The organism is Agrobacterium tumefaciens (assembly GCF_013337285.1).
GTDB lineage: Bacteria > Pseudomonadota > Alphaproteobacteria > Rhizobiales > Rhizobiaceae > Agrobacterium > Agrobacterium burrii.
In genome coordinates this window covers 223397-243117 of the sequence record NZ_SUPW01000003.1, presented here as the reverse complement: position 1 = coordinate 243117, position 19721 = coordinate 223397, and the positions used below count along the sequence as shown (strand labels likewise).

Below are 19721 nucleotides of genomic sequence, written 5' to 3'. Positions count from 1 at the left end.
GGCATGATATCGATATCGGCAGCGATGGATGGCGATATCGATTGGCTCCTGCGTGAAGACAAATGGATTGATGAGGCTTGGTTGCGGCGGTGCGTTGGACACCGCGAATATCTCGTCGCAAAAAAAGATTTGGTTTTAGTCGGCTTTCTGCGCTTCTCAATGTTCTGGGGAAAGATTCCCTATATGGACATGATCCGCGTCATTCCTGAATTTCGCCGGCATGGAGTCGGCGCAGCGCTTACGGGTTTTTGGGAAACTCAAATGCGTCAGCAAGGGGCATCTCTGGTGATGACCTCGAGCCAGCAGGATGAAGAGGAACCACAGAGGTGGCATCGTCACAATGGATATCAAGAAGCGGGCATCCTGAACTTTGCGGAGATTCAGGATGCCGCTGAGGTATTTTTCACAAAACCTCTCTGTTAAATCGGCGGTATCTTGCCCAGCGGGATGAAGCCGCTGACGGTGGCACGGCCGCGGTCCACCACGAGATCGACCGATGCCCTGTCTCCGCCGCCGGCGAGCGCGCCGAGCAGTTTGCGGGCCGTATCGATGGTGGATTGCAGCTGTGGAAACGCCTGCTTGGCATTGTCCGACCATGCGCCGAGCTTTTCGATCTCCAGCTTGAACTGACCGGATAGATAGCCTTCATTGTCGAAGGAGAAAGGGCCGCTGATGCGCATGGTGCGGCCGTCGCCAATATCGGCCAACAGCCGGCGAAGCTCGCCGCTTGTGCCATAAAGGCCTGACGTGTCGCTGCCGTCCACCATGCCCGCCTTACCCGCGAGCGTCACATCGATGATGGCATCGAGGCGGGGAAGAACCTGCGGCCAATCCTTGATGACGGTTGCCGAGTCGGTCAGCGTGATTGCGCCGTCAAGATCGGCGCCGTTCTGGCGCAGGTGCATTTCCGTCTTGACGGCATCGAAATCAATCGTCTGGCCGGTAACGGAGGAAACCGCCTGCGCCTTGAGACCGTCGATCACCAGCGAGGTGCGGTCGATGCCCTTCAGCTTGGTGACGATGCTCGACTGCATGTTCTGCCAGGAGGCTGAAACGGTCAGGCCATGGGCGGATCGGATTTCCGCCGGCGAATCGAGTTCCCAGACAATATGGCCGGGATTATAGACCTGTGCCGCCGAGCGAAGTTCGCCGAAAGACGCTGAAACGCCGTTGCCGCTGTCGTCCACGGTCACTTTGGAGCAGAAAAGGCCGATGCGGAAGGGATAACCGCGGAAGGCGATATCGCCGCATTCGCCGCTGACATTCCTCGCCTGCGAGGGCGAAATGACGTTCAGTACCGTCTGTTTCAGCCTGTCGGCGGCATAAAACCATCCGGCCGTATAAAGTCCGATGACCACAAGGATGGCGATGGCAAGCCAGAGGAATTTTTTGGCGGTGCCGGATTGGCTTGACGCTGCCATATTGATCTCCGATGAACAGACTTCAGGGAATTTAGATTTGGCTTGGGATATGGACGATTTTTGGGTCTTTGGCTACGGTTCGTTGATGTGGAACCCCGGCTTTGCCTTCGCGGAAAGGCAGCAGGCGCGGTTGCACGGTTATCGTCGCTCGCTCTGCATCAGTTCCAATTTTTACAGAGGCACTACGGAAAAGCCCGGTCTCGTGCTGGGTCTGGAGCGTGGCGGCTCCTGCCTTGGTGTCGCCTTCCGGGTCGAGGCGAAGGACCACGAGCCGGTGATGGCTTACCTGCGTGAGCGCGAGCTGGTAACGAATGTCTACAAGGAACGTGTCGTCGCCATCGCGCTTTCCGATGGCCGGCGCAGCAGTGCCGTGACCTATGTGGCCGATCCCGCGCATGAACAATATATCGGCGGGCTGGGTGTCGCAGAGGCGGCGACGATCATTGCTGCCGCATCCGGCCGCTCGGGTCCCAACACCGATTACGTTTTCAATACCGTGCAGCATCTGCAGGATATGGGCATCCGCGACTCTCTGCTGGAAAGCATCGCCGCCAATGTCGGCACGCTTGCGGTTTAGTCGGCGGAGGTCGTTTCCGTGCCCTGAAGTTCGGCGATGCGCTTGATGGCGGTTGGCGGCAGCGGCAGGTGCGGATTGTTGCGCGCGGTTTCCAGCAGCAATTCGTCGCTCGCTTTTTCCGTCACCTCGATCAATCGCTTGAAAAACACGTCGGGGTCCAGCCCCGGCTCGATGGCCGGCAGGATACGCACCTTGAAATGGCCGGGATAACGCATGGTCGAACGGCGTGGCCAGAAGAGGCCGGGATGCATGGCGACGGGAATGACTGGCACCTGCAGGTCACGGTAGAGCCGGGCGATACCGTAACGGTACTCGGGTTCGGCGCCGGGCGGACGGCGTGTGCCTTCGGGGTAGATGATGAGTTCGCGGCCTGCCGCCATTTCCTCTTTCGCCCGCTCCATCACCTTCAGCATGACCTTGCCACGTGCGGCGCGGTTGACCGGGATCATCCGCTGTTTCATCACATACCAGCCGAACAGCGGAATCCACATCAATTCCCGTTTCAGAATGTAGACGGGGTCCGGCAGATTGGGCAGCAGTGCATAGGTATCCCAGAAGGATTGATGCTTGGGCGCGAAAATGCAGCCGGTTTCCGGGATGTTCTCCAGCCCTTCGATCTCGAAGGTGGTGCCGACGATGTTTTTCATCAGCCAATGGTTGGACCGCGCCCAGTTCTTGGGAATTTCGAAGGCGATTTTGCGCGGCAGGATGAAATAGATCGGCGTTAGCACGATCATGCGGACAATCAGGTTGAGATAAAACAGCGTATTGAAAAGAAAAGAGCGCAGCTTGAGCATCAACAACCTTCCCGGGGCGCAGCCGTTCCGAAGCTCTGATGGCCTCGATGCCGGATGCCGATGCCAGACGCCTACACGAAAACAAGGTCCCGCAGCAAGCGCGTTTCTTGCCGTTCATGGAGAAGCGGTCGCCACCTTCGGCATGGAATGATCGGCGGCGGCCTTGCGCAGGCCATCGCCCTTGCCGAAGCCGGTCAGGTCGCGTCCTGCTGCCGCCACGAACTTTAAATATTCGTAGAGCATGGTTCTGACCACATCCGGCTCCACGAACCAGTTCGTGCGGGCGAGATCGGCGCTGATGACGGGATAGGCGATGAATCGCGTCTGCGGGCTGGCGCTGCGCAATTCATGCAGGCTGCGGTGCATATGATAATTATTGGTGACGACGACGATCGAGGAATAGTTGTGATCGCGTATCCAGCTTGCCGCTTCGTTGGCATTGCCGATCGTGTCCATGGCCTTGTAACCCATATCCACGCAGCAGGAAAACATGTCGGATGAGCCTTGCGTCATCTTGCGGATCTGCGTGCGGGTGGTGGCGGGGTTGACGCCGGAAATCAGTAAACGTTTGCCCACGCCATCACGTAGCAGACCGACCGCCTGTTCGATGCGTTGATAGCCGCCGGTCAGAACGATGATGGCATCGCCCTTCGTGCCCTCCGGCGGGCGCATTGAGGCGACGGAATCGGCGAACCACAGGAAGCCACCTAAAAAAATGCCGAAAAGAATGACGCAAATCAGGATGATACCGCGAATAAAACGGCGCAACGGACCCCGCCGCGACAACAGGCCCTTTCTGGCCGATCGCGTCGCCGTCTGATCCTGGTCTGTTCGACTCACAAACATTCCTCCTGAATACTCGCCGATTAAGGCAAGGAACAGGCATTTTTGTCTACCGTCCGCAGGTTACATCCGGCTTGTGACCGTTTCAGTTTGCAACGGGATTTGGGGCGTAAGGTCACGATGTGAGGCCGTCACTTTTCGACGGATCGGAGCGGACGCGGTCGATATCGTCGATGGTTCGGATGACGGTCACGCGCGCCGTGATGGTGGTGAGAAGCGCGATGACGATCATCGTTGTGGCGATGCCGATATAGCCGCCGAGACCAACTGAAAAGGAGCCAAAAAGCGCGCTCGCCTGATCGCTCTGCGGCGTGGCGACCGTACTCGATTGCCAGAAACCGGCAGCCAGGAAAACCGCTGCGGCAAGGGCGCCGCCTGCCGCCGCTCCCTTAAGGCTGATCTTCAGGAAGTGTTTCTGGAATTCCCTCGCCACAAAGCTGCTTTCCGCCCCCACGAAATGCAGCACCTCGACGATATGCCGGTTGCCGGAAAGCGCCCCGCGCGTCGCAAACACCACCGTCAACACCATGGCGGTGAAAACGAGGATCAGAACGCCGAGGCCGATCATGACCGTGGTTCTGGCCATGGAGACCAGCCTGTCCACCCATGTGCGGTGGTCGTCCAGAAACGCCTGCGGCAGCTCGGCCTTCAGCATGTCCCGCATCGCCTGAAAATCGGGTGGGTTGTTTTCGTCGATGGTGATGACGACGAGGCGCGGTATGGGCAGCTCGGAAAGATCGAGACCGCTGCCGAGCCATGGTTCGAGCAGGCGCGCAGTGGCTGCATCGTCGAGGATCGTGCCATCCCGCGTGCCGACGAAGGTAAGCGCGAGATTGCGCGCCTTGGTGAGCGCCGCATTCATATCCAGTCCGTCCTCGGGCTTGATCTGGATGGTGATCTCGCGGGAAATCTGGCTCTGCCAGGTGGCGGCTGTGGCGCGCACCATGGAGACGGCGCCGAGTGTCAGGCAGGCGAGAAACGCCATGATGGCAATCACCACCATCAGCGCATTGCCCTGAATGTTCGACGGCGGCAGGATGGGTGCCATGGGGCGGATGCGCATGGGCGGGCGCTTCGGCTGGGCCGCTTCTGGCGTCAATTGTTTGCGGGTGATCTCATTCATAGATGTCGAGCCGCCCTTCGGTCAGGATCATCCGGCGCGCGTCGATCTGGTCCATCAGCGCGAAATCATGGGTTGCGATGACGACAGCCGTACCCAGCCGGTTGAGTTCAAGGAAGAGGTTGAGAAGGCGTTTGGCCATGGGCGGATCGACGTTACCGGTCGGCTCGTCGGCCAGCAGAATTTCCGGCTGGTCCATCAGGGCGCGGGCAATGGCGGCGCGCTGCTTTTCGCCACCGGACAGGATGGCCGGCAGCACGTTGATGCGCTCGCCAAGCCCAACCCATTTCAGAAGCTCGATCACGTCGTTGCGGTATGCGCTTTCTTCCTTGCCGCGCACGCGCAGCGGCAGGGCGACATTCTCATAGGTCGTCAGATGATCCAGCAGGCGGAAATCCTGAAAGACGATGCCGACGCGGCGGCGCAACATCGGCAGCTCACTGCGCGGAATGCGCGACACATCGCGGTTGAACATGCGGATATGGCCGCGTGTCGGCTGCAGCGACATCAACAGCATGCGCAGCAGCGAGGTCTTGCCCGCACCCGAGGGGCCGGTCAGAAACTGGAACGAGCCCTTGGGAATGTCGAAGGTCATGTCCCTCAGGATCTCGGGTCCCATGCCGTAACGCAACCCGACATTTTCGAAATGGATCAACGGACTTCCAGTCTCTTCGGTTCGTGGTGGTTCGCAAGCCGCTGGCGCACGAGGGTCGGACGTCGCGGTGTAACCCGGTTCCGGTGGCCTGTGCGAGCCGTTTTTGCGAAGCATTAACCAATTAAATTTAAAACTTGGCAGGATTCGTTGCAATGCCCAGTTTTGCGGGCCGGAAAACCTCACCCAAGGAATTCTATGGCTATGTTCCGTTCATCTCGCCGGCAAGCGGCATTCGATTTCGACCTCCTGATGCCGGAGACGCCGTCGCGTCGAACGACGCGGGCGGCAAATCCAGACCACGACGTGGTAGACGCGGAATTTGTCACCATCAAGGAAAACCGTGCGCGCCAGCCCGGAAACGACAATCGCGGCGCGGCGCGGCGGCAGATGGCAAAACCGACGGTCAGCGTCGGCATTCTCGGCCTTGCCTTCATCGGCTGGGTGGATCGCAAATTGTCGCGCCTGTCGGCGGATGCCTATTCGGCGCTGGTTGCCGGGCTTGCCATTTTAGTTTTCGTTTGCTCGGGTGGCCTGTCGGTGGTCGTGCCGGAAAAAACGGCGGTTGCGGCACCGGTAAACCCGCTCGCCATTTCCCATGTCACCATCACGCCGCAGGAGGCGGGCGGCATGGATGTCCTGCTCATTAGTGGCATCGTGGAAAATAACGGCACTGCCCTCGAAGAGGTGCCGGCACTGCGTGCCGATCTCTTTGTTGCCAAGGGGCAACTGGTGGCCAGCATGGTCATCGAGCCGCCGGTGAGAGAGATGCAGCCCGGTTTCAGCCACGGTTTTTCGGCAAAGTTGCGCCATCCCGGTGGAAAAACGCCGGAGATCAAGCTTTCCTTTGTCGAGGCGGGTGCGTCCGAACGTTGACTGTGCTAACGCGTGGTCTTCGTATTTTTACTGAAAGGTAAAATCAGCGAGGCGCAGCACAGGAGAAAGAATGCCCGTCGTCCGTGGAAAAAACATCGAGCCGCTTTATACCGCCGAGCAGATCGCCGAGCGCAATCGCGATATGGCCAAGCACATTGCCGGTGGCCCGACCAAGGATTTGCTGGTCATCGCCGTGCTCAAGGGATCGTTTATTTTCGCGGCCGATCTTATCCGCGCACTGCATGATAGCGGCCTTGCCCCCGAAGTCGAATTCATTACGCTGTCTAGCTATGGCGCCGGCACGGTCTCGCAAGGGGTGCGGATCGTCAAGGATATCGACAGCGACGTGAAGGACCGCGACGTTCTTCTGGTCGACGATATTCTCGAATCCGGCCGCACGCTGCGTTTCGCCAAGGAACTGTTGTTTGAGCGCGGTGCGCGTAACGTTACCATCGCCGTGCTGCTGGACAAGAAGGTCAAGCGCAAGGAAGATCTGGAGGCCGATTATGTCGGCTTTGAATGCCCGGATTATTTTGTCGTTGGTTACGGCATGGACGTGGCCTATGCCTTCCGCGAACTGCCCTTCGTCGGCGTCGTGACCGGCGACGCCTGATCCCTGTCGCCGTGCCGGAACGGCACAGGACGGAGACGCCTCATTAACCATTCACCCAGCCAAGGCTCGGGTGTTTACCTCTTGAAAAGAGGAGCCTGCGATGTTGCTCACGGCTGGAAATGATGCCCAGGAGCAATGATTAATGGCGAAAATTCTGATTACCGAAGACGAGGATGCATTGCGGGCTTTCGTCGCCCGCGCGCTGCGTCTCGACGGTCACGAGACCCATGAGGCGGCCGATGGCGAGCAGGGGTTGGAAAAACTTCAGGAGACCAGTTTCGATCTTCTTCTTTCGGATATCCGCATGCCGGTCATGGATGGCATCGAGCTGGCGCACCGCGCCGCCGAACGCTTCCCGGCCATGCGCATCCTGCTGATGACCGGTTATGCCGAACAGCGCGAACGCGCTGATGATCTGGCGACGAAGATTGTGGACGTGGTTTCCAAGCCCTTTGCGCTGCCGGATATTCGCAAGGCTGTGGCGCGGGCGCTGGCGGCGTGAACGAGAAGATTACTGAGACTGAAAGGGCGGCCTGCGGGCCGCCTTTTTTGTTGGTCTTACTCATCCTCTGGCTCTGCGCAATTCCCCACCTTCGTCATTCCGGCCCTGAGCCGGAATCTAGCCAGCCCAAGTCCTTGGGCTGAAAGAACTTCTTCTCGCCGCGCAGACGCGCTGCGGCTGGATGCCGGATCAAGTCCGGCATGACGGAAAAATTTTAGCTCTGAGGACGTATCGAAGTGCACTACGATTGTGCGCAACGCTCACCGAATATCCAGCAACCGCTCCAGATAACGCCGTTCGATTTCACCGGGCGGGTTGTTGCCGAGCTTTTCGCGGATGGCTTCGAGAATTTCGCGGGCGCGTTGCACGTCGATTTCATCAGGCACCTTCACCTGATCGCCGAAATCCGGGCCGGTGGTGCTGCGCGGGCGGCCGAGCGGGTCGCGGCCGTTCTGTCCGCCCTGGCCGGCCATGCCTTCCTGCCCCTGTCCGGGTTGCTGACCCTGCTGGCGCATGGCCTGCATGATCTGGCCCATCATATCCTGCGCGCCCTGACGCAGCGCGTTTAGCGCATTACCCTGACCTTCGACCGCCTGCTCGCCCTGGCTTTTGCCGAGCGCCTCGCCGGCGCCCTGCATTTCCTGCTGCGCCTTGCCGAAGTTTTCGCCCGGTTCCATGCCGAGATCACGCAGGCCCTGCTGCAATTCGCCGAGCTGCTTGCCGAGCGCATCCTGCTGCGCTCTCAGGTTCTTCAGCGCCTCGCGCAATTGTTCGGCGGTCATCTGCTCGCCGTTCTGTCCGCCCTGCTGACCATTCTCGCCTTGCTGGCCTTGCTGGCCCTGCTGCGGCTGCTGGCCGTTTTCGCCCGTCTGCGGCTCTTCGCCGTCGCCGTCCTGCTGGGGGTCACCGCGCTGCATGCGGTCGCGAAGCGACTGATCGAGCTTGAAGGTCTCATCCATCAGCTTCTGCTGCTGTTGCAGAATTTCGCCGAGCTTGTCGATCTGCTGGCGCATCTTGCTGCTCTGCTGCTGTCCCTGCTGGCCCTGACGTTGCGGCCTGCCCGCCTGCAGATTGTTCATCATGCGCTGCAGCTGCGAAAGCATCTCCTGCGCCGCATCGCGATTGCCGGAACGGGCAAGGTTCTCGATCTGGTTCATCATGTTTTCCAGATCGCGCTGGCGCAATACATTCTGCGCCTGTTGGTTCATGTTGGCCTGCGGCGCATTCTGCATGCGCTGGGCCATTTCGCTCATGAATTGCTGCATCGCCTCGCGCAATTCCTGCATCAGCTTGGCGACCTCCTCGTCGGAGGCATTACGCTGAAGCGCCTCGGAAAGCGCTGTCTGGGCATCGCGCAGTCGTTTTTCTGCCTGCGAAAGATCGCCATCCTCGATGCCGAGCGCAATCTCCCAGAGGTAATCCGACGTGTTCTTCAGCATTTCCTCATTGTAGGCAAGCCGCATGCGGGTCTGCGCCGATTGCAGCAGCAGATAATGCGTGGTGTTGGGAATGGTTTCTTCGGGGCGCATTCCCACCGCCTCGTTATAGGCGATCGCCTTCGGCATCTGGCGTGTATCCAGCGAGAAGATCTGCCGCTGTTCGGCAATGGACGCCGCCAGCGGTTCGGAGAAATTGCGGCCCGGCAGCACCATCTCATGCGCGGGGCTGCGGCCGGTCTGGCCGGCACCGTCCGTTGCGACGAGCGTGATGCGCACCCGCTTGCCCGCCATCGGATGTTCGGTCAGGTTGCGGCTGGTCAGGCCCTTTATCTCGCGATTGTTTTGCCGCGGCAGATCGAGCTTGAATTCCGGCGCTGGGTAAAGTGCCGTCGCACCCTCCGCAATGTCGAGCGGCTCGATGATGGCGTGGGCTTCCTTCAGGCCGTAATCATCCTTGGCGGTGAAGCCCACTTCCAGCGCACCGTTGACGGCGCGGCGTGGCATATTGTCGAAGGCGATCGTCGGCGGCTGGTCGGGAATGACGTTGAACAGCCATTGTTCGCCATTGGCGGTAATCATGCCACTTTCGGTCACATCCATGGCAAAGGTGCGTGGCGTGACGGGCTGATCAGCCGAGCGGGTCGGCGTTTGAACCGCAACATCGCCACTTGCGCTGTCCGCGCGCGCCGCTTCGGGGATGAGCTTTTGGAGGGCGCCCGCCATTTCGGGCTCGAATGTCACTTCCTCCCCGCCATCACCACCGGTCATGCGGATCGTCAGCTTGGAGGATTGCGGCACGGAAACCGCGTCGCGGTTGGTTGCGTCGCGTCCCGTCAGAAAAATCGGCGCGCGGCCGGTATAGGCGGGCGGCGTCACCCAGGCGTCAAGACGAATATCGGGATCGAGTGGCCCAACCGCAGGTCGGCTGCGGAAGGCATCGGCAACCGTGCCTGCACCATTGGAATAGGAAAAACCGAAAGCAGTGACCAGAAGCAGCGCCGGAATGGCACGTAGCGCCAGACGGTCGTGGCGGGCGATATCGGGTTTCGGCAGGCCGGCATTGAGCGCGGCGATGCGTTCCGCCATGCGGATCTGGTGTTCTTTCCACAGCGTGCGGGAAAAAGGCGTATCGAAGGCCGGTTCGTCCTCCTGCACGCCGACCGGCTGGTGCGCCATGCCATTGCGTTCCTCCAGCAGGCGGGAGGCGTCATTGTCCGTCGGCCATTTCAGCCGCAGGATCGGCAGGACGGTGGTGATGAAAGCGAAAACCAGAACGAAAACGATGCCGAGGCGCAGGAAATCCGGCATGTGCCGGTAAAGGCCGAACCAGGCGAGTGCCAGAAACACGGCAGCGATGGACAGCGGCCACAACGTCTTCGGCGCTACTTTTTCCGAAAACAGCACGATTTTTGCGAAGAAGCGCTTGGCCGCAACCCGGCGGGCAAGGTCCGGCCGCTGCGCGAATGCGCCGGTCGGGCGCTTTCTGCCTGTGCTGTCCTTACCGGCTGTGGTCATCAATCCGTTCTCCCGGTTCTGGCCACGTCAAACGCCATTCCCGGAACGGCGAGCTGTTTGGATTACGAAAGGTAAGGATAACATTGTTTGTGGCGAAGACGAGGGCAGCTAAGTGCTAACCCCCATTTTTTAGGCAGCTTCGCTCAATTGTGATCGGCCAAACGGGATATAAAGCCGGTTCAGTCGAGCCAGGCCGGCACTGAATCGAGCGCGATCAGCTCCTCATAGGTGCCGCGCGGACGGATGACGTGGAACTTGTCGTCCTTCACAAGCACTTCTGGAACCAGCAGGCGCGAGTTGTAGGTGCCTGCCTGCACCGCACCATAGGCACCGGCAGAGCTGACGGCGATCAGATCGCCCGGCTGAGGTGCTGCCATCTCGCGATCCAGCGCCAGATAATCGCCGGTTTCGCAGACCGGGCCGACAATATCGGCCTTGATGCGCGGCGCGTTCTCGGACGGCTGCACCACCGGACGGATGCCGTGATAGGCCTCGTAAAGCGTCGGACGGATAAGATCGTTCATCGCGCCGTCGACGATTACGAAAGTCTTGTCACCGCCATCCTTCACATAGATGACTTCCGTCACCAGAATGCCGGCATTGCCGACGATCAGGCGGCCCGGTTCGGTAATGATCTTGCAGTTGAGGCTTTTCAGCTCGTTCTTGACGATATGCGCATAGGCATCCGGCAGCGGCGGCGGATTGTTGTCCTCGCGATAGGGAATGCCGAGACCACCGCCAATATCGACGTGGCTGATCGCATGACCATCCCCGCGCAGCGCCTCGACGAGTTCGCGCAGCAGCCGGAAGGCATCCTCGAAAGGCTGCAATTCGGTGATCTGGCTGCCGATATGCATGTCGATGCCGGTGACTTGGATGCCGGGCAAAGTGGCTGCATGGGCATAGACCGCCCGCGCCCGCTCATAGGAAATGCCGAACTTGTTTTCCTTCTTGCCGGTGGAAATCTTGGCGTGGGTGCGCGCATCCACATCCGGATTGATACGGAAGGAGACATGCGCCCGCTTGCCCGCTTTCACGGCGCGCAGGTTGAGGACTTCCAGTTCCGGCTCGGATTCGATGTTGAAGCAATAAATGCCCACATCCAGCGCATAATCCATTTCCGCAACCGTCTTGCCGACGCCGGAAAACATGATGCGGCTTGCCGGCACACCGGCGGCAAGCGCGCGGCGCAATTCGCCGCCGGAGACGACGTCGATACCAGCGCCGAGCTTTGCCAGCGTCTTCAGCACCGCCTGGTTGGAATTGGCCTTCATGGCGTAACAGACCATGGCGTCCACATCGGCGAAAGCGCCGGAGAACACCTTGTAGTGGCGCTCCAGCGTCGCGGTGGAATAGACGTAAAAGGGCGTGCCGACCGCCTTGGCGATCTCAGGCACGGGCACGTTTTCGGCGTGCAGCACGCCGTCGATATAGCCAAAATGGTTCACGGCTTTTTACCCGTCAGAGAAGCTTGTCAAGGATGAACGGCCGTTCCGCCGTTACCGGCTTCGTCTCTGTTCCGTCGGCATTGCGCTTGTTGCGCATTTCGACCGGCGTGCTCGGCGGGTCGATGTCGCCCTTTCGCCCGCAGGCGCTGAGAGCAAGGCTGACGGCGAGCGTCATGCCAATGGGAACGATGAGTTTGCGCGCGGTTTTTGAAAGCATGAGCCTGTCCAAAGGAAATGTGTGCCTCTCTGATAACGAAAAACAGGGCGCTTGTGCACCCTGTTTCTTGTGATCGCAGCGTAACGTGAATTTATCAGTTGCGTCCACGCCACCAGGCGATCTGCTTCCTCACTTCCGAGGGAGCGGTGCCGCCAAAGCTTGTGCGGCTGGCGACCGATGCCTCGACCGAGAGAACGTCGAAAATACCGTTGGTGATGTCGGGGTGGATGGCCTGCAACTCCTCCAGCGAAAGATCGGCCAGATCACAGCCCTTCTTTTCCGCCAGCGCCACGGCATTGCCGGTCACATGATGCGCGTCGCGGAAGGGCAGGCCCGCCTCGCGCACCAGCCAGTCGGCGAGATCGGTGGCTGTGGCATAGCCCGAGCCTGCCGCCGCACGCATGCGGTCTTTGCGCACTTCAAGGTCGCGGATCATGCCGGTCATGGCGGCAATCGCTAGTTCCAGGCTTTCGGCGGAGTCGAAAACCTGTTCCTTGTCTTCCTGCATGTCCTTGGAATAGGCGAGCGGCAGGCCCTTCATGACAGTCAGAAGGGCGACCAGCGAGCCGTTGATGCGGCCGGTCTTGGCGCGCACCAGTTCGGCGGCATCCGGGTTCTTCTTCTGCGGCATGATCGACGAGCCGGTGGAGAAGGCGTCCGACAGGCGGATGAAGCCGAATTGCGGCGTCGACCAGATGACGATCTCTTCGGCGAGACGCGACAGATGTGTGGCGCAGATCGAGGCGATCGACAGGAATTCCAGCGCGAAATCACGGTCGGACACGGTGTCGATGGAATTGCGGGTCGGTTCGCGGAAACCGAGCGCCTTTGCCGTCATGTGGCGGTCGATGGGATAGCCGGTGCCGGCAAGGGCGGCTGCGCCGATCGGGCTTTCGTCCATATGCTCGATGGCGTGGCGTACGCGGGCGCGGTCACGGCCGAACATTTCCACATAGGCCATGCAATGGTGACCAAAAGTGACGGGCTGTGCCGTCTGCAAATGGGTAAAGCCGGGCATCACGGTATCGGCGTTTTCTTCGGCGCGGTCGAGGAAGGCGGCGATGAGGGCGGTCAGCATGCCCTCGGTCTTCTGCAATTCTTCCTTGACCCAGAGGCGGAAATCGAGCGCTACCTGGTCGTTGCGCGAACGGGCGGTGTGCAGGCGGCCGGCGGCTGTGCCGATGAGGGTGGCAAGCCGTGCTTCGATATTCATGTGAATATCTTCGAGCTTGCGCGAAAATTCGAAGGTGCCGGCTTCGATCTCTGACAGGATCGTGTTCAGCCCTTCGATGATCTTGTCTTTATCTTCCGTCGAAATAATGCCTTTAGATGCTAACATGCTGGCATGCGCCATAGAGCCGCGGATGTCCTGGGCGTAAAGCTTCTTGTCGAAGCCGATGGAGGCATTTATCTCTTCCATGATGGCTGATGGACCGGAAGCAAAACGTCCGCCCCACATCTGGTTGGAGGATTTCTGATCTGTGCCGTCAGCCATGTTCGCAGTGCCCTGGAGTATTCGATGACAGAAAAAAGGCCGTTCAGGCTTCCATCCGCCAAATTGGTTGCAATTGCTGCCGTTGCCGGTGTCGTGTTTGGCGCGGGCGCGGTCTGGTTCAGGCATATTGGGTCTGAGAGCCCGGTTCAAGGGGCAGCGGTCGCTGACGCCGGTTTATGTGAAGGTGCTGCAAACCGCATCGCCTCGCTGAAACCCTTTCTGAAGGGGCAGGTGGCCGCCATGTCCGCCGCGGACAGGCCGCGTGTCGTCCCGCTGTCCTTCAAGGGCCCGGAGGCACAGGATATGACGCTTGCCGATCTCAAGGGCAAGGCGGTCCTTCTCAATCTCTGGGCCACATGGTGTGTGCCGTGCCGGGAGGAGATGCCGGCGCTGAACGCGCTTGAGAAAGAAAAAGGCGGCAATGATTTCGAGGTGGTCACCGTCAATATCGACATCGGCGCGGACGAAAAGCCGAGAGCCTTCATGGACGAATACAAGATCGATGCGCTGAAGCTTTACCGCGACAGTTCCATGGGTGTGTTCAACACGCTGAAAAAGGAAGGCCTCGCCTTCGGCCTGCCCGCGACCATGCTGCTCGACGAAAACGGCTGCCTTCTCGCTGCCATGAATGGCCCCGCGGCGTGGGATAGCGAAGATGCCAAGGCGCTGGTATCGGCGGTGAAGGCCAGATAGTTCGTAAAACGTGGCGGGAGGGGTTTCCCTCCCTCATCCAGCGTCCGGGGAGATGCCCGCTTAGCGCGTCGGAACCGGCGTCTCGCCGCGATAGTCGTAAAAGCCGCGGCCGGATTTGCGGCCGAGCCAGCCGGCCTCGACATATTTAACCAGCAGCGGGCAGGGGCGGTATTTGCTGTCGGCCAGCCCGTCATGCAGCACCTGCATGATCGACAAACAGGTGTCGAGACCGATGAAGTCGGCAAGCTGCAGCGGACCCATCGGGTGGTTGGCACCGAGCCGCATGGCGGTGTCGATGGCTTCCACCGAACCGACGCCTTCGTAAAGCGTATAGATCGCCTCGTTGATCATCGGCAGCAGGATGCGGTTGACGATGAAGGCCGGGAAATCTTCGGCGACGGTGATCGCCTTTTCCAGTGTCCGAACATAGTCCTTGGCCGCGTCGAAGGTCTTTTCGTTGGTGGCGATGCCGCGCACCAGTTCCACCAGCTTCATGACCGGCACCGGGTTCATGAAGTGGATGCCCATAAACTGTTCGGGACGGTCGGTCGCAGATGCTAGACGGGTGATGGAAAGCGATGAGGTGTTGGTGGCGAGCAACGCCTCCGGTTTCAGGACCGGGCAGACCTGCGCATAGATCTTGCGCTTGATCTCCTCGTTCTCGGTCGCGGCCTCGATGACGATATCCATCGGCGCGAGATCGTTGACATCAGTCGATCCGCTGATGAGCGCCAGCGCCTGCTTGCGGGCGTCGTCGGATAGTTTGCCATTGGTCACCTGGCGGGCGAGGTTACCGTTTATCGTGGCAAGCCCGGCTTCGATGCCGTCCTTGGAGAGGTCGTAAATATGGACTTTGTAGCCCGCCAAGGCGGAAACATGCGCAATGCCGCACCCCATCTGACCGGCTCCGATGATACCGATATTCTTAAAGGGGGCGGTCATATGTAGTTCTCCTGTATGGCTTGGTCTGCGTCATTGGCGGCGATGTTACGCATCTGGCCGGAAAAGAGAAGGCGGCGCGTTCAAAAAACGCGCCGCCTTGCCCAGTTGCTTAAAATCACAGTGCCTTTTCGAGCTCTGGCAGGGCCACGAACAGATCGGCGACGAGGCCGTAATCGGCAACCTGGAAGATCGGTGCTTCCTCATCCTTGTTGATGGCGACGATGACCTTCGAGTCCTTCATACCAGCCAGATGCTGGATGGCGCCCGAAATGCCGGCAGCAATATAAAGCTGCGGTGCAACCACCTTGCCGGTCTGACCCACCTGCCAGTCGTTCGGCGCATAACCGGCATCGACTGCCGCACGGCTCGCGCCAACGGCGGCCCCCAGCTTGTCGGCGACGGGCAGGATGACTTCCTTGAACTTTTCCGAGGAGCCAAGCGCGCGGCCGCCCGAGATGATGATCTTCGCAGAGGTCAGTTCCGGACGGTCGGACGAGGCCAGCGCATCGGAAACGAAGCTGGAAAGGCCGGGGTTTTCGGCCGCACCGATGGTTTCAACCGCTGCCGAACCGCCTTCAGCTGCGGCGGCAAAGGCGGTTGGGCGCACGGTGATGACCTTTTTGGCGTCAGTCGCCTGCACCGTCTGGATGGCGTTGCCGGCATAAATCGGGCGCTTGAAGGTGTCAGCGGAGACCACCTCGATGATTTCCGAGACCTGCGCCACGTCGAGAAGCGCTGCCACACGCGGCAGCACGTTCTTGGCCGAGGCGGTGGCAGGTGCGAGGATGACGTCATAGGAAGGTGCAAGTGAGATGATCAGCGCCGCCAGCGGTTCTGCCAGCGAATTGGCATAGGAGGCGTCATCGGCGAGCAGCACCTTGGATACGCCCGACAGTTTCGCAGCCGCATCCGCAGCGCCCTTCGCGCCGGAGCCGGCGACCAGTACGTGGACGTCGCCGCCGATCTGGGTTGCTGCCGTCAGCGTCTTGCCCGTCAGGTCGGAAAGGGTTGCGTTGTCGTGTTCTGCCAGAAGAAGAATGGCCATAATATAATCTCCCTTTTCCGAAACCTTAGAGGACGCCGTCAGCTTTGAGCTTTTCGACCAGCTCGGCGACCGAGCCAACCTTGATGCCAGCCTTGCGGCCTGCCGGCTCCTCGGTCTTCAGCACCTTGAGGCGTGGCGAAACGTCGACGCCGAAATCGGCCGGAGCCTTTTTGTCGAGCGGCTTCTTCTTCGCCTTCATGATGTTCGGCAGCGAAGCATAACGCGGCTCGTTCAAACGAAGATCGGTGGTGACGACGGCGGGAAGCTTCAGCTCCACGGTCTGCAGGCCGCCATCAACTTCACGCGTCACGGCGACCTTGCCGTCGGACGGCACAACCTTGGAGGCAAAGGTGCCCTGGCCCCAGCCGAGGAGAGCTGCCAGCATCTGGCCGGTCTGGTTCGAATCGTCGTCGATCGCCTGCTTGCCGACGATGACGAGACCGGGCTGTTCGGCCTCCGCCACGCCCTTCAGCAGCTTGGCGACGGCGAGCGGCTCCACCGCTTCGTCGGTCTCGATCAGGATGGCGCGGTCAGCGCCCATGGCAAGCGCCGTGCGCAGCGTTTCTTCCGCCTTGGCCGGGCCGATGGAAACGACCACAACCTCTTCGGCCTTGCCGGCCTCTTTCAAACGAAGCGCCTCTTCCACCGAGATTTCGTCGAACGGGTTCATCGACATCTTCACATTCGCAAGCTCAACGCCCGAACCATCCGATTTCACGCGGATTTTCACGTTGTAATCGACGACTCGTTTAACGGGGACAAGGATTTTCATCGGCGGCTTTCCTCAAACTCCTGTCCGCTTGGTGAATAGACCGCGCGGACCTCCAAAAACAGGTTGGCGACATGGATAAGCATTTTTCCCGCAAATACAACGGAGCAATGTTCATTATCACATGCACGTAAGGCATATCTTACGTTGACGTTCACGTAAATACTTCATCTCTTCGTCGTGGGCTTATCCGCCCCCGTCATAGCCCCGTTCGATTTGCGACAACCCTGCCGTTTGCGACGGATTCTTGAACTGCGCCGCCCTCGGCGGAACAATGGTGCGGTCGAACAGCGGAACGCCCGGCCTGCGCATGAAAAGCACCATGACGGCACCTGCCAATATGCCGCCCACATGCGCGCCCCAGGAGACGTTTTCTTCCAGCCCGAGCGCCAGCATCAGGAACTGCTGGCCAATCCACAGCGCCAGCGGAATGAAGGCGGGCAGGGGCAACGGAATACGCATGAAGACCAGCACCCACACGCGCACCTTTGGATGCAGCAGGAAATACGCCGCGACGACACCGGAAACCGCACCGGATGCACCGATCAGTGGTCCTTCCGACGTAGGGCCGACAAAACCGTGCAACAGCGCACCGGCTACGGCGCAGGCGAGATAAAAAATCAGGAAACGGAAATGGCCGAGCGCGTCCTCGACATTGTCGCCGAAGACCCAGAGGAACAGCATGTTGCCGGCCAGATGCCAGAAATCGAGATGCAGGAACGCATAGGTGACGAAGGTCAGATCATCAGGCACGACCTGCAAGGCCGGCTCCAGATAGGCGTAGTCGAACACCACGGCGGGAATGAAGCCGAGGCCGAGTGCGGCGGCATTGGCCTGCACGTCGCTGGCAAGCACGCCGGTAAACAGCCAGACCAGCACATTGACCACGATCAGGCCGATCGTGACATATTGCACTCGGATATGTTTGAGGGAATTCGCATCGTGCAGTGGTATGAACATCGAATGCCCTTTGGTGGAACAGTTGTCAGCGGTTCTTGCCGGGAACCCATAAAATATCGGCCTTGCCCGTGTCATTGGCGAAACGGGCGGCCACGAACAGGAAGTCGGACAGGCGGTTAGCATATTTGATGGCCGCCGGGCTGACGATCTCGTTCTCAGTGACTGAAAGCGCCACCATGAGCCTTTCCGCCCGGCGGCAGATCGTGCGCGCCAAATGCAGATTGGCCGCTGCCGCATTACCGCCCGGCAGCACGAAGGAAGTGAGCGGGTCAAGCGCGGCGTTGATTTCGTCGATTTCGTTTTCGAGCCGGGTAACCTGGCTTTCGACGATGCGCAGCGGCTCGTAGGACAGCGGCTCGCCATTGTCCGGTGTGGCGAGATCGGCGCCGAGATCGAAGAGGTCGTTCTGGATGCGGAACAGCATGGCATCAAGCTTTTCCAGCCCACCCGTGTGCAGCCGCACGACGCCTATGGCCGAATTGGTCTCGTCCACCGTGCCATAGGCCTCGACGCGCAGATCGTGCTTCAGTCGGCGCGGGCCGGAAACCAGCGCTGTCGTGCCCTTGTCGCCAGTGCGGGTGTAGATCTTGTTCAACTTGACCATGTCAACGGCCGCCGCCGGTGAGCCAGAGCGTCAGCATGATCAGCACGATGGCTATGGCCTGTAACAGCAGACGAAGCTGCATCAGCTTGTTGGAACGGTTGGCGTCCTGTCCCTTCAGCATGTTGAAAAGGCCACGTATCAGCACGATGACGACAAGGCCCATGACAATAAGGGCCAGAACACTGGTGAAGCCGGACATTTAGGGGTTACTCCTCCTCAATCGAATCTGCGCAGCAGACGATAGAACAGTCCGGCAGGCAAGAGCCGTTTCAGCAACAGCCCCTGTTTGGCTGGAACGGTGACGGGATAATGCGGTTTTGGCTTCGCGGCGGTCAGGGCGTGTTTCAGCACGGCATAAACGGCGTCGGGGCCAAGCTTGTGGCGGTTGACGGGGCCTGAACCATCCATGCGGGCCAGCTGGCGTTTATATTCCACCGCATGGGCCGAATTTTCCAGATCGATCTTGTCCCTGACATGGGCAAGCGCCGTCGTGGTGAATTTTGAGGTGATCGGACCGGGCTCGATCAGGCTCACATGGATGCCGCTGCCCTGAAGCTCCATGCGCAGCGTGACGCCCAGCCCCTCAATGGCGAATTTCGACGCGGTGTAGGCGCCACGATACCGATAGGGCACGAGGCCGAGAATGGAGGAGCAATGCACGATGCGGCCCGAACCACGCTTGCGCATGAAAGGAATGACCCGGCTTGTCAGATCGTGCCAGCCGAAGACATTGGTTTCGAACTGCGCCCGCAGCGCCTCCACCGGCAGATCTTCCACCGCGCCCGGCTGACCATAGGCTCCGTTGTTGAACAGCGCGTCGATGTGGCCGCCGGTGCGGGCTGCGACGGTGTCCACCAGGGCGGCGATGGTTTCCGGCTTGGTGTAATCCATGATCAGGGTTTCGATGCCCTGGTTTTCAAGCGCGGCCATGTCGACGATGCGACGCACGGTGGCGAAGACCCGCCAGCCGTCCCGGTGGAGCGCGCCGGCGCAATAAGCGCCGATGCCCGAGGAACATCCGGTGATGATGATGACGGGTTTTTCAGACATCTGCCGCTCCGGGAAGCCGAATGGTGTTCTGGCCCGATGGTCCGGCCTGCGAAAATTGAATTGCGCAAAATTCGTGCCTCGGCGGGAACCGAAAGACGGGTTGGCGCGCTGTACAAAGCAAAGCTGATTTCCCATATTCGGCT

General features: G+C 60.0%; 22 protein-coding genes. 6 read left to right on the top strand and 16 right to left on the bottom strand.

Annotated features, from left to right (window positions below):
• Positions 1-3: 3 nt before the first annotated feature.
• A complete protein-coding gene (locus FCH38_RS11250) occupies positions 4-423 on the top strand; it encodes a GNAT family N-acetyltransferase (RefSeq protein ID WP_153514828.1) in 420 nt (139 codons plus the stop codon).
• Here FCH38_RS11250 and FCH38_RS11245 read toward each other — a convergent pair.
• Complete coding sequence (locus tag FCH38_RS11245; protein WP_149899444.1) at positions 420-1421, bottom strand: DUF2125 domain-containing protein; 1002 nt, start codon at positions 1419-1421, stop codon at positions 420-422. The genes FCH38_RS11250 and FCH38_RS11245 overlap by 4 nt on opposite strands.
• Positions 1422-1470: 49 nt before the next feature.
• Between FCH38_RS11245 and FCH38_RS11240 the strand changes: the two genes are divergently transcribed.
• Positions 1471-1998 carry a gamma-glutamylcyclotransferase gene (locus FCH38_RS11240; protein WP_174373815.1) on the top strand — a complete coding sequence of 176 codons (528 nt, stop codon included), beginning with the start codon at positions 1471-1473 and terminating at the stop codon, positions 1996-1998.
• Here FCH38_RS11240 and FCH38_RS11235 read toward each other — a convergent pair.
• The 4 genes from FCH38_RS11235 to ftsE all read right to left on the bottom strand — a co-directional run bounded on the left by FCH38_RS11235 (position 1995) and on the right by ftsE (position 5413).
• Complete coding sequence (locus tag FCH38_RS11235) at positions 1995-2795, bottom strand: lysophospholipid acyltransferase family protein (protein WP_174373814.1); 801 nt, start codon at positions 2793-2795, stop codon at positions 1995-1997. The two genes, FCH38_RS11240 and FCH38_RS11235, sit on opposite strands and share 4 nt — an antisense overlap.
• A gap of 114 nt (positions 2796-2909) precedes the next feature.
• Entirely contained in the window at positions 2910-3641 is a 732-nt protein-coding gene (locus FCH38_RS11230) for a YdcF family protein (protein WP_174373813.1), read from the bottom strand.
• A 112-nt stretch (positions 3642-3753) separates the two neighbouring features.
• Positions 3754-4761, bottom strand: a complete 1008-nt coding sequence (locus FCH38_RS11225) for a cell division protein FtsX (protein WP_174373812.1) — start codon at positions 4759-4761, stop codon at positions 3754-3756.
• On the bottom strand, positions 4754-5413 hold the full coding sequence (gene ftsE, locus FCH38_RS11220; RefSeq protein WP_006310381.1) for a cell division ATP-binding protein FtsE: 660 nt from the start codon (positions 5411-5413) through the stop codon (positions 4754-4756). The genes FCH38_RS11225 and ftsE overlap by 8 nt, the downstream gene beginning before the upstream one ends.
• Positions 5414-5614: 201 nt before the next feature.
• Here ftsE and FCH38_RS11215 point away from each other — a divergent pair, with 201 nt between their 5' ends.
• The 3 genes from FCH38_RS11215 (at position 5615) to FCH38_RS11205 (ending at position 7401) form a co-directional block, all read left to right on the top strand.
• Positions 5615-6286, top strand: coding sequence for a hypothetical protein (locus tag FCH38_RS11215; protein ID WP_174373811.1), 672 nt, complete (start codon positions 5615-5617; stop codon positions 6284-6286).
• A gap of 70 nt (positions 6287-6356) precedes the next feature.
• On the top strand, positions 6357-6899 hold the full coding sequence (gene hpt, locus FCH38_RS11210) for a hypoxanthine phosphoribosyltransferase (protein WP_174373810.1): 543 nt from the start codon (positions 6357-6359) through the stop codon (positions 6897-6899).
• A gap of 142 nt (positions 6900-7041) precedes the next feature.
• The gene (locus FCH38_RS11205) at positions 7042-7401 is read left to right on the top strand and encodes a response regulator (RefSeq protein WP_046799828.1); all 360 of its coding nucleotides are present in this window, start codon (positions 7042-7044) and stop codon (positions 7399-7401) included.
• A 260-nt stretch (positions 7402-7661) separates the two neighbouring features.
• On the opposite strand, the gene FCH38_RS11200 is transcribed toward FCH38_RS11205, so the two are convergent.
• The 4 genes from FCH38_RS11200 to argH form a co-directional block, all read right to left on the bottom strand.
• A complete protein-coding gene (locus FCH38_RS11200; protein WP_174373809.1) occupies positions 7662-10355 on the bottom strand; it encodes a TIGR02302 family protein in 2694 nt (897 codons plus the stop codon).
• A 179-nt stretch (positions 10356-10534) separates the two neighbouring features.
• Entirely contained in the window at positions 10535-11803 is a 1269-nt protein-coding gene (gene lysA / locus FCH38_RS11195; protein WP_174373808.1) for a diaminopimelate decarboxylase, read from the bottom strand.
• A gap of 13 nt (positions 11804-11816) precedes the next feature.
• Positions 11817-12020 carry an LPS translocon maturation chaperone LptM gene (gene lptM, locus FCH38_RS11190; RefSeq protein ID WP_173988884.1) on the bottom strand — a complete coding sequence of 68 codons (204 nt, stop codon included), beginning with the start codon at positions 12018-12020 and terminating at the stop codon, positions 11817-11819.
• A 94-nt stretch (positions 12021-12114) separates the two neighbouring features.
• Positions 12115-13515, bottom strand: coding sequence for an argininosuccinate lyase (gene argH / locus FCH38_RS11185; protein WP_174373807.1), 1401 nt, complete (start codon positions 13513-13515; stop codon positions 12115-12117).
• A 24-nt stretch (positions 13516-13539) separates the two neighbouring features.
• On the opposite strand from argH, the gene tlpA reads away from it, so the two are divergent.
• Complete coding sequence (tlpA, locus tag FCH38_RS11180) at positions 13540-14208, top strand: thiol:disulfide interchange protein TlpA (protein WP_174373806.1); 669 nt, start codon at positions 13540-13542, stop codon at positions 14206-14208.
• Positions 14209-14268: 60 nt separating this feature from the next.
• Here the strand turns inward: tlpA and FCH38_RS11175 are convergent, their stop codons facing one another.
• The 7 genes from FCH38_RS11175 to FCH38_RS11145 form a co-directional block, all read right to left on the bottom strand.
• On the bottom strand, positions 14269-15150 hold the full coding sequence (locus FCH38_RS11175) for a 3-hydroxybutyryl-CoA dehydrogenase (RefSeq protein WP_149899433.1): 882 nt from the start codon (positions 15148-15150) through the stop codon (positions 14269-14271).
• A gap of 115 nt (positions 15151-15265) precedes the next feature.
• Positions 15266-16195 (bottom strand): electron transfer flavoprotein subunit alpha/FixB family protein, encoded by a 930-nt coding sequence (locus tag FCH38_RS11170; protein ID WP_174373805.1) that lies wholly within the window; start codon positions 16193-16195, stop codon positions 15266-15268.
• Between the two features lie 25 nt (positions 16196-16220).
• Positions 16221-16967 (bottom strand): electron transfer flavoprotein subunit beta/FixA family protein, encoded by a 747-nt coding sequence (locus FCH38_RS11165; protein ID WP_149899431.1) that lies wholly within the window; start codon positions 16965-16967, stop codon positions 16221-16223.
• A 183-nt stretch (positions 16968-17150) separates the two neighbouring features.
• Positions 17151-17924 carry a rhomboid family intramembrane serine protease gene (locus FCH38_RS11160; RefSeq protein WP_174373804.1) on the bottom strand — a complete coding sequence of 258 codons (774 nt, stop codon included), beginning with the start codon at positions 17922-17924 and terminating at the stop codon, positions 17151-17153.
• A 25-nt stretch (positions 17925-17949) separates the two neighbouring features.
• Positions 17950-18528 carry a cob(I)yrinic acid a,c-diamide adenosyltransferase gene (locus tag FCH38_RS11155; RefSeq protein WP_174373803.1) on the bottom strand — a complete coding sequence of 193 codons (579 nt, stop codon included), beginning with the start codon at positions 18526-18528 and terminating at the stop codon, positions 17950-17952.
• A 1-nt stretch (position 18529) separates the two neighbouring features.
• A complete protein-coding gene (locus FCH38_RS11150) occupies positions 18530-18727 on the bottom strand; it encodes a twin transmembrane helix small protein (RefSeq protein ID WP_046799819.1) in 198 nt (65 codons plus the stop codon).
• A 17-nt stretch (positions 18728-18744) separates the two neighbouring features.
• Positions 18745-19578: an SDR family oxidoreductase gene (locus FCH38_RS11145; RefSeq protein WP_174373802.1), complete on the bottom strand. Its 834-nt coding sequence runs from the start codon at positions 19576-19578 to the stop codon at positions 18745-18747.
• Positions 19579-19721: the final 143 nt, after the last annotated feature.

Excerpts from the sequence above, each read along its gene's own strand:
- FCH38_RS11250 (WP_153514828.1), top strand. The coding sequence starts at position 4 with ATGATATCGATATCGGCAGCGATGGATGGCGATATCGATTGGCTCCTG.
- FCH38_RS11245 (WP_149899444.1), bottom strand. The coding sequence starts at position 1,421 with ATGGCAGCGTCAAGCCAATCCGGCACCGCCAAAAAATTCCTCTGGCTT.
- FCH38_RS11240 (WP_174373815.1), top strand. The coding sequence starts at position 1,471 with ATGGACGATTTTTGGGTCTTTGGCTACGGTTCGTTGATGTGGAACCCC.
- FCH38_RS11235 (WP_174373814.1), bottom strand. The coding sequence starts at position 2,795 with ATGCTCAAGCTGCGCTCTTTTCTTTTCAATACGCTGTTTTATCTCAAC.
- FCH38_RS11230 (WP_174373813.1), bottom strand. The coding sequence starts at position 3,641 with ATGTTTGTGAGTCGAACAGACCAGGATCAGACGGCGACGCGATCGGCC.
- FCH38_RS11225 (WP_174373812.1), bottom strand. The coding sequence starts at position 4,761 with ATGAATGAGATCACCCGCAAACAATTGACGCCAGAAGCGGCCCAGCCG.
- FCH38_RS11215 (WP_174373811.1), top strand. The coding sequence starts at position 5,615 with ATGTTCCGTTCATCTCGCCGGCAAGCGGCATTCGATTTCGACCTCCTG.
- hpt (WP_174373810.1), top strand. The coding sequence starts at position 6,357 with ATGCCCGTCGTCCGTGGAAAAAACATCGAGCCGCTTTATACCGCCGAG.
- FCH38_RS11205 (WP_046799828.1), top strand. The coding sequence starts at position 7,042 with ATGGCGAAAATTCTGATTACCGAAGACGAGGATGCATTGCGGGCTTTC.
- FCH38_RS11200 (WP_174373809.1), bottom strand. The coding sequence starts at position 10,355 with ATGACCACAGCCGGTAAGGACAGCACAGGCAGAAAGCGCCCGACCGGC.
- lptM (WP_173988884.1), bottom strand. The coding sequence starts at position 12,020 with ATGCTTTCAAAAACCGCGCGCAAACTCATCGTTCCCATTGGCATGACG.
- argH (WP_174373807.1), bottom strand. The coding sequence starts at position 13,515 with ATGGCTGACGGCACAGATCAGAAATCCTCCAACCAGATGTGGGGCGGA.
- tlpA (WP_174373806.1), top strand. The coding sequence starts at position 13,540 with ATGACAGAAAAAAGGCCGTTCAGGCTTCCATCCGCCAAATTGGTTGCA.
- FCH38_RS11175 (WP_149899433.1), bottom strand. The coding sequence starts at position 15,150 with ATGACCGCCCCCTTTAAGAATATCGGTATCATCGGAGCCGGTCAGATG.
- FCH38_RS11170 (WP_174373805.1), bottom strand. The coding sequence starts at position 16,195 with ATGGCCATTCTTCTTCTGGCAGAACACGACAACGCAACCCTTTCCGAC.
- FCH38_RS11165 (WP_149899431.1), bottom strand. The coding sequence starts at position 16,967 with ATGAAAATCCTTGTCCCCGTTAAACGAGTCGTCGATTACAACGTGAAA.
- FCH38_RS11160 (WP_174373804.1), bottom strand. The coding sequence starts at position 17,924 with ATGTTCATACCACTGCACGATGCGAATTCCCTCAAACATATCCGAGTG.
- FCH38_RS11155 (WP_174373803.1), bottom strand. The coding sequence starts at position 18,528 with ATGGTCAAGTTGAACAAGATCTACACCCGCACTGGCGACAAGGGCACG.
- FCH38_RS11150 (WP_046799819.1), bottom strand. The coding sequence starts at position 18,727 with ATGTCCGGCTTCACCAGTGTTCTGGCCCTTATTGTCATGGGCCTTGTC.
- FCH38_RS11145 (WP_174373802.1), bottom strand. The coding sequence starts at position 19,578 with ATGTCTGAAAAACCCGTCATCATCATCACCGGATGTTCCTCGGGCATC.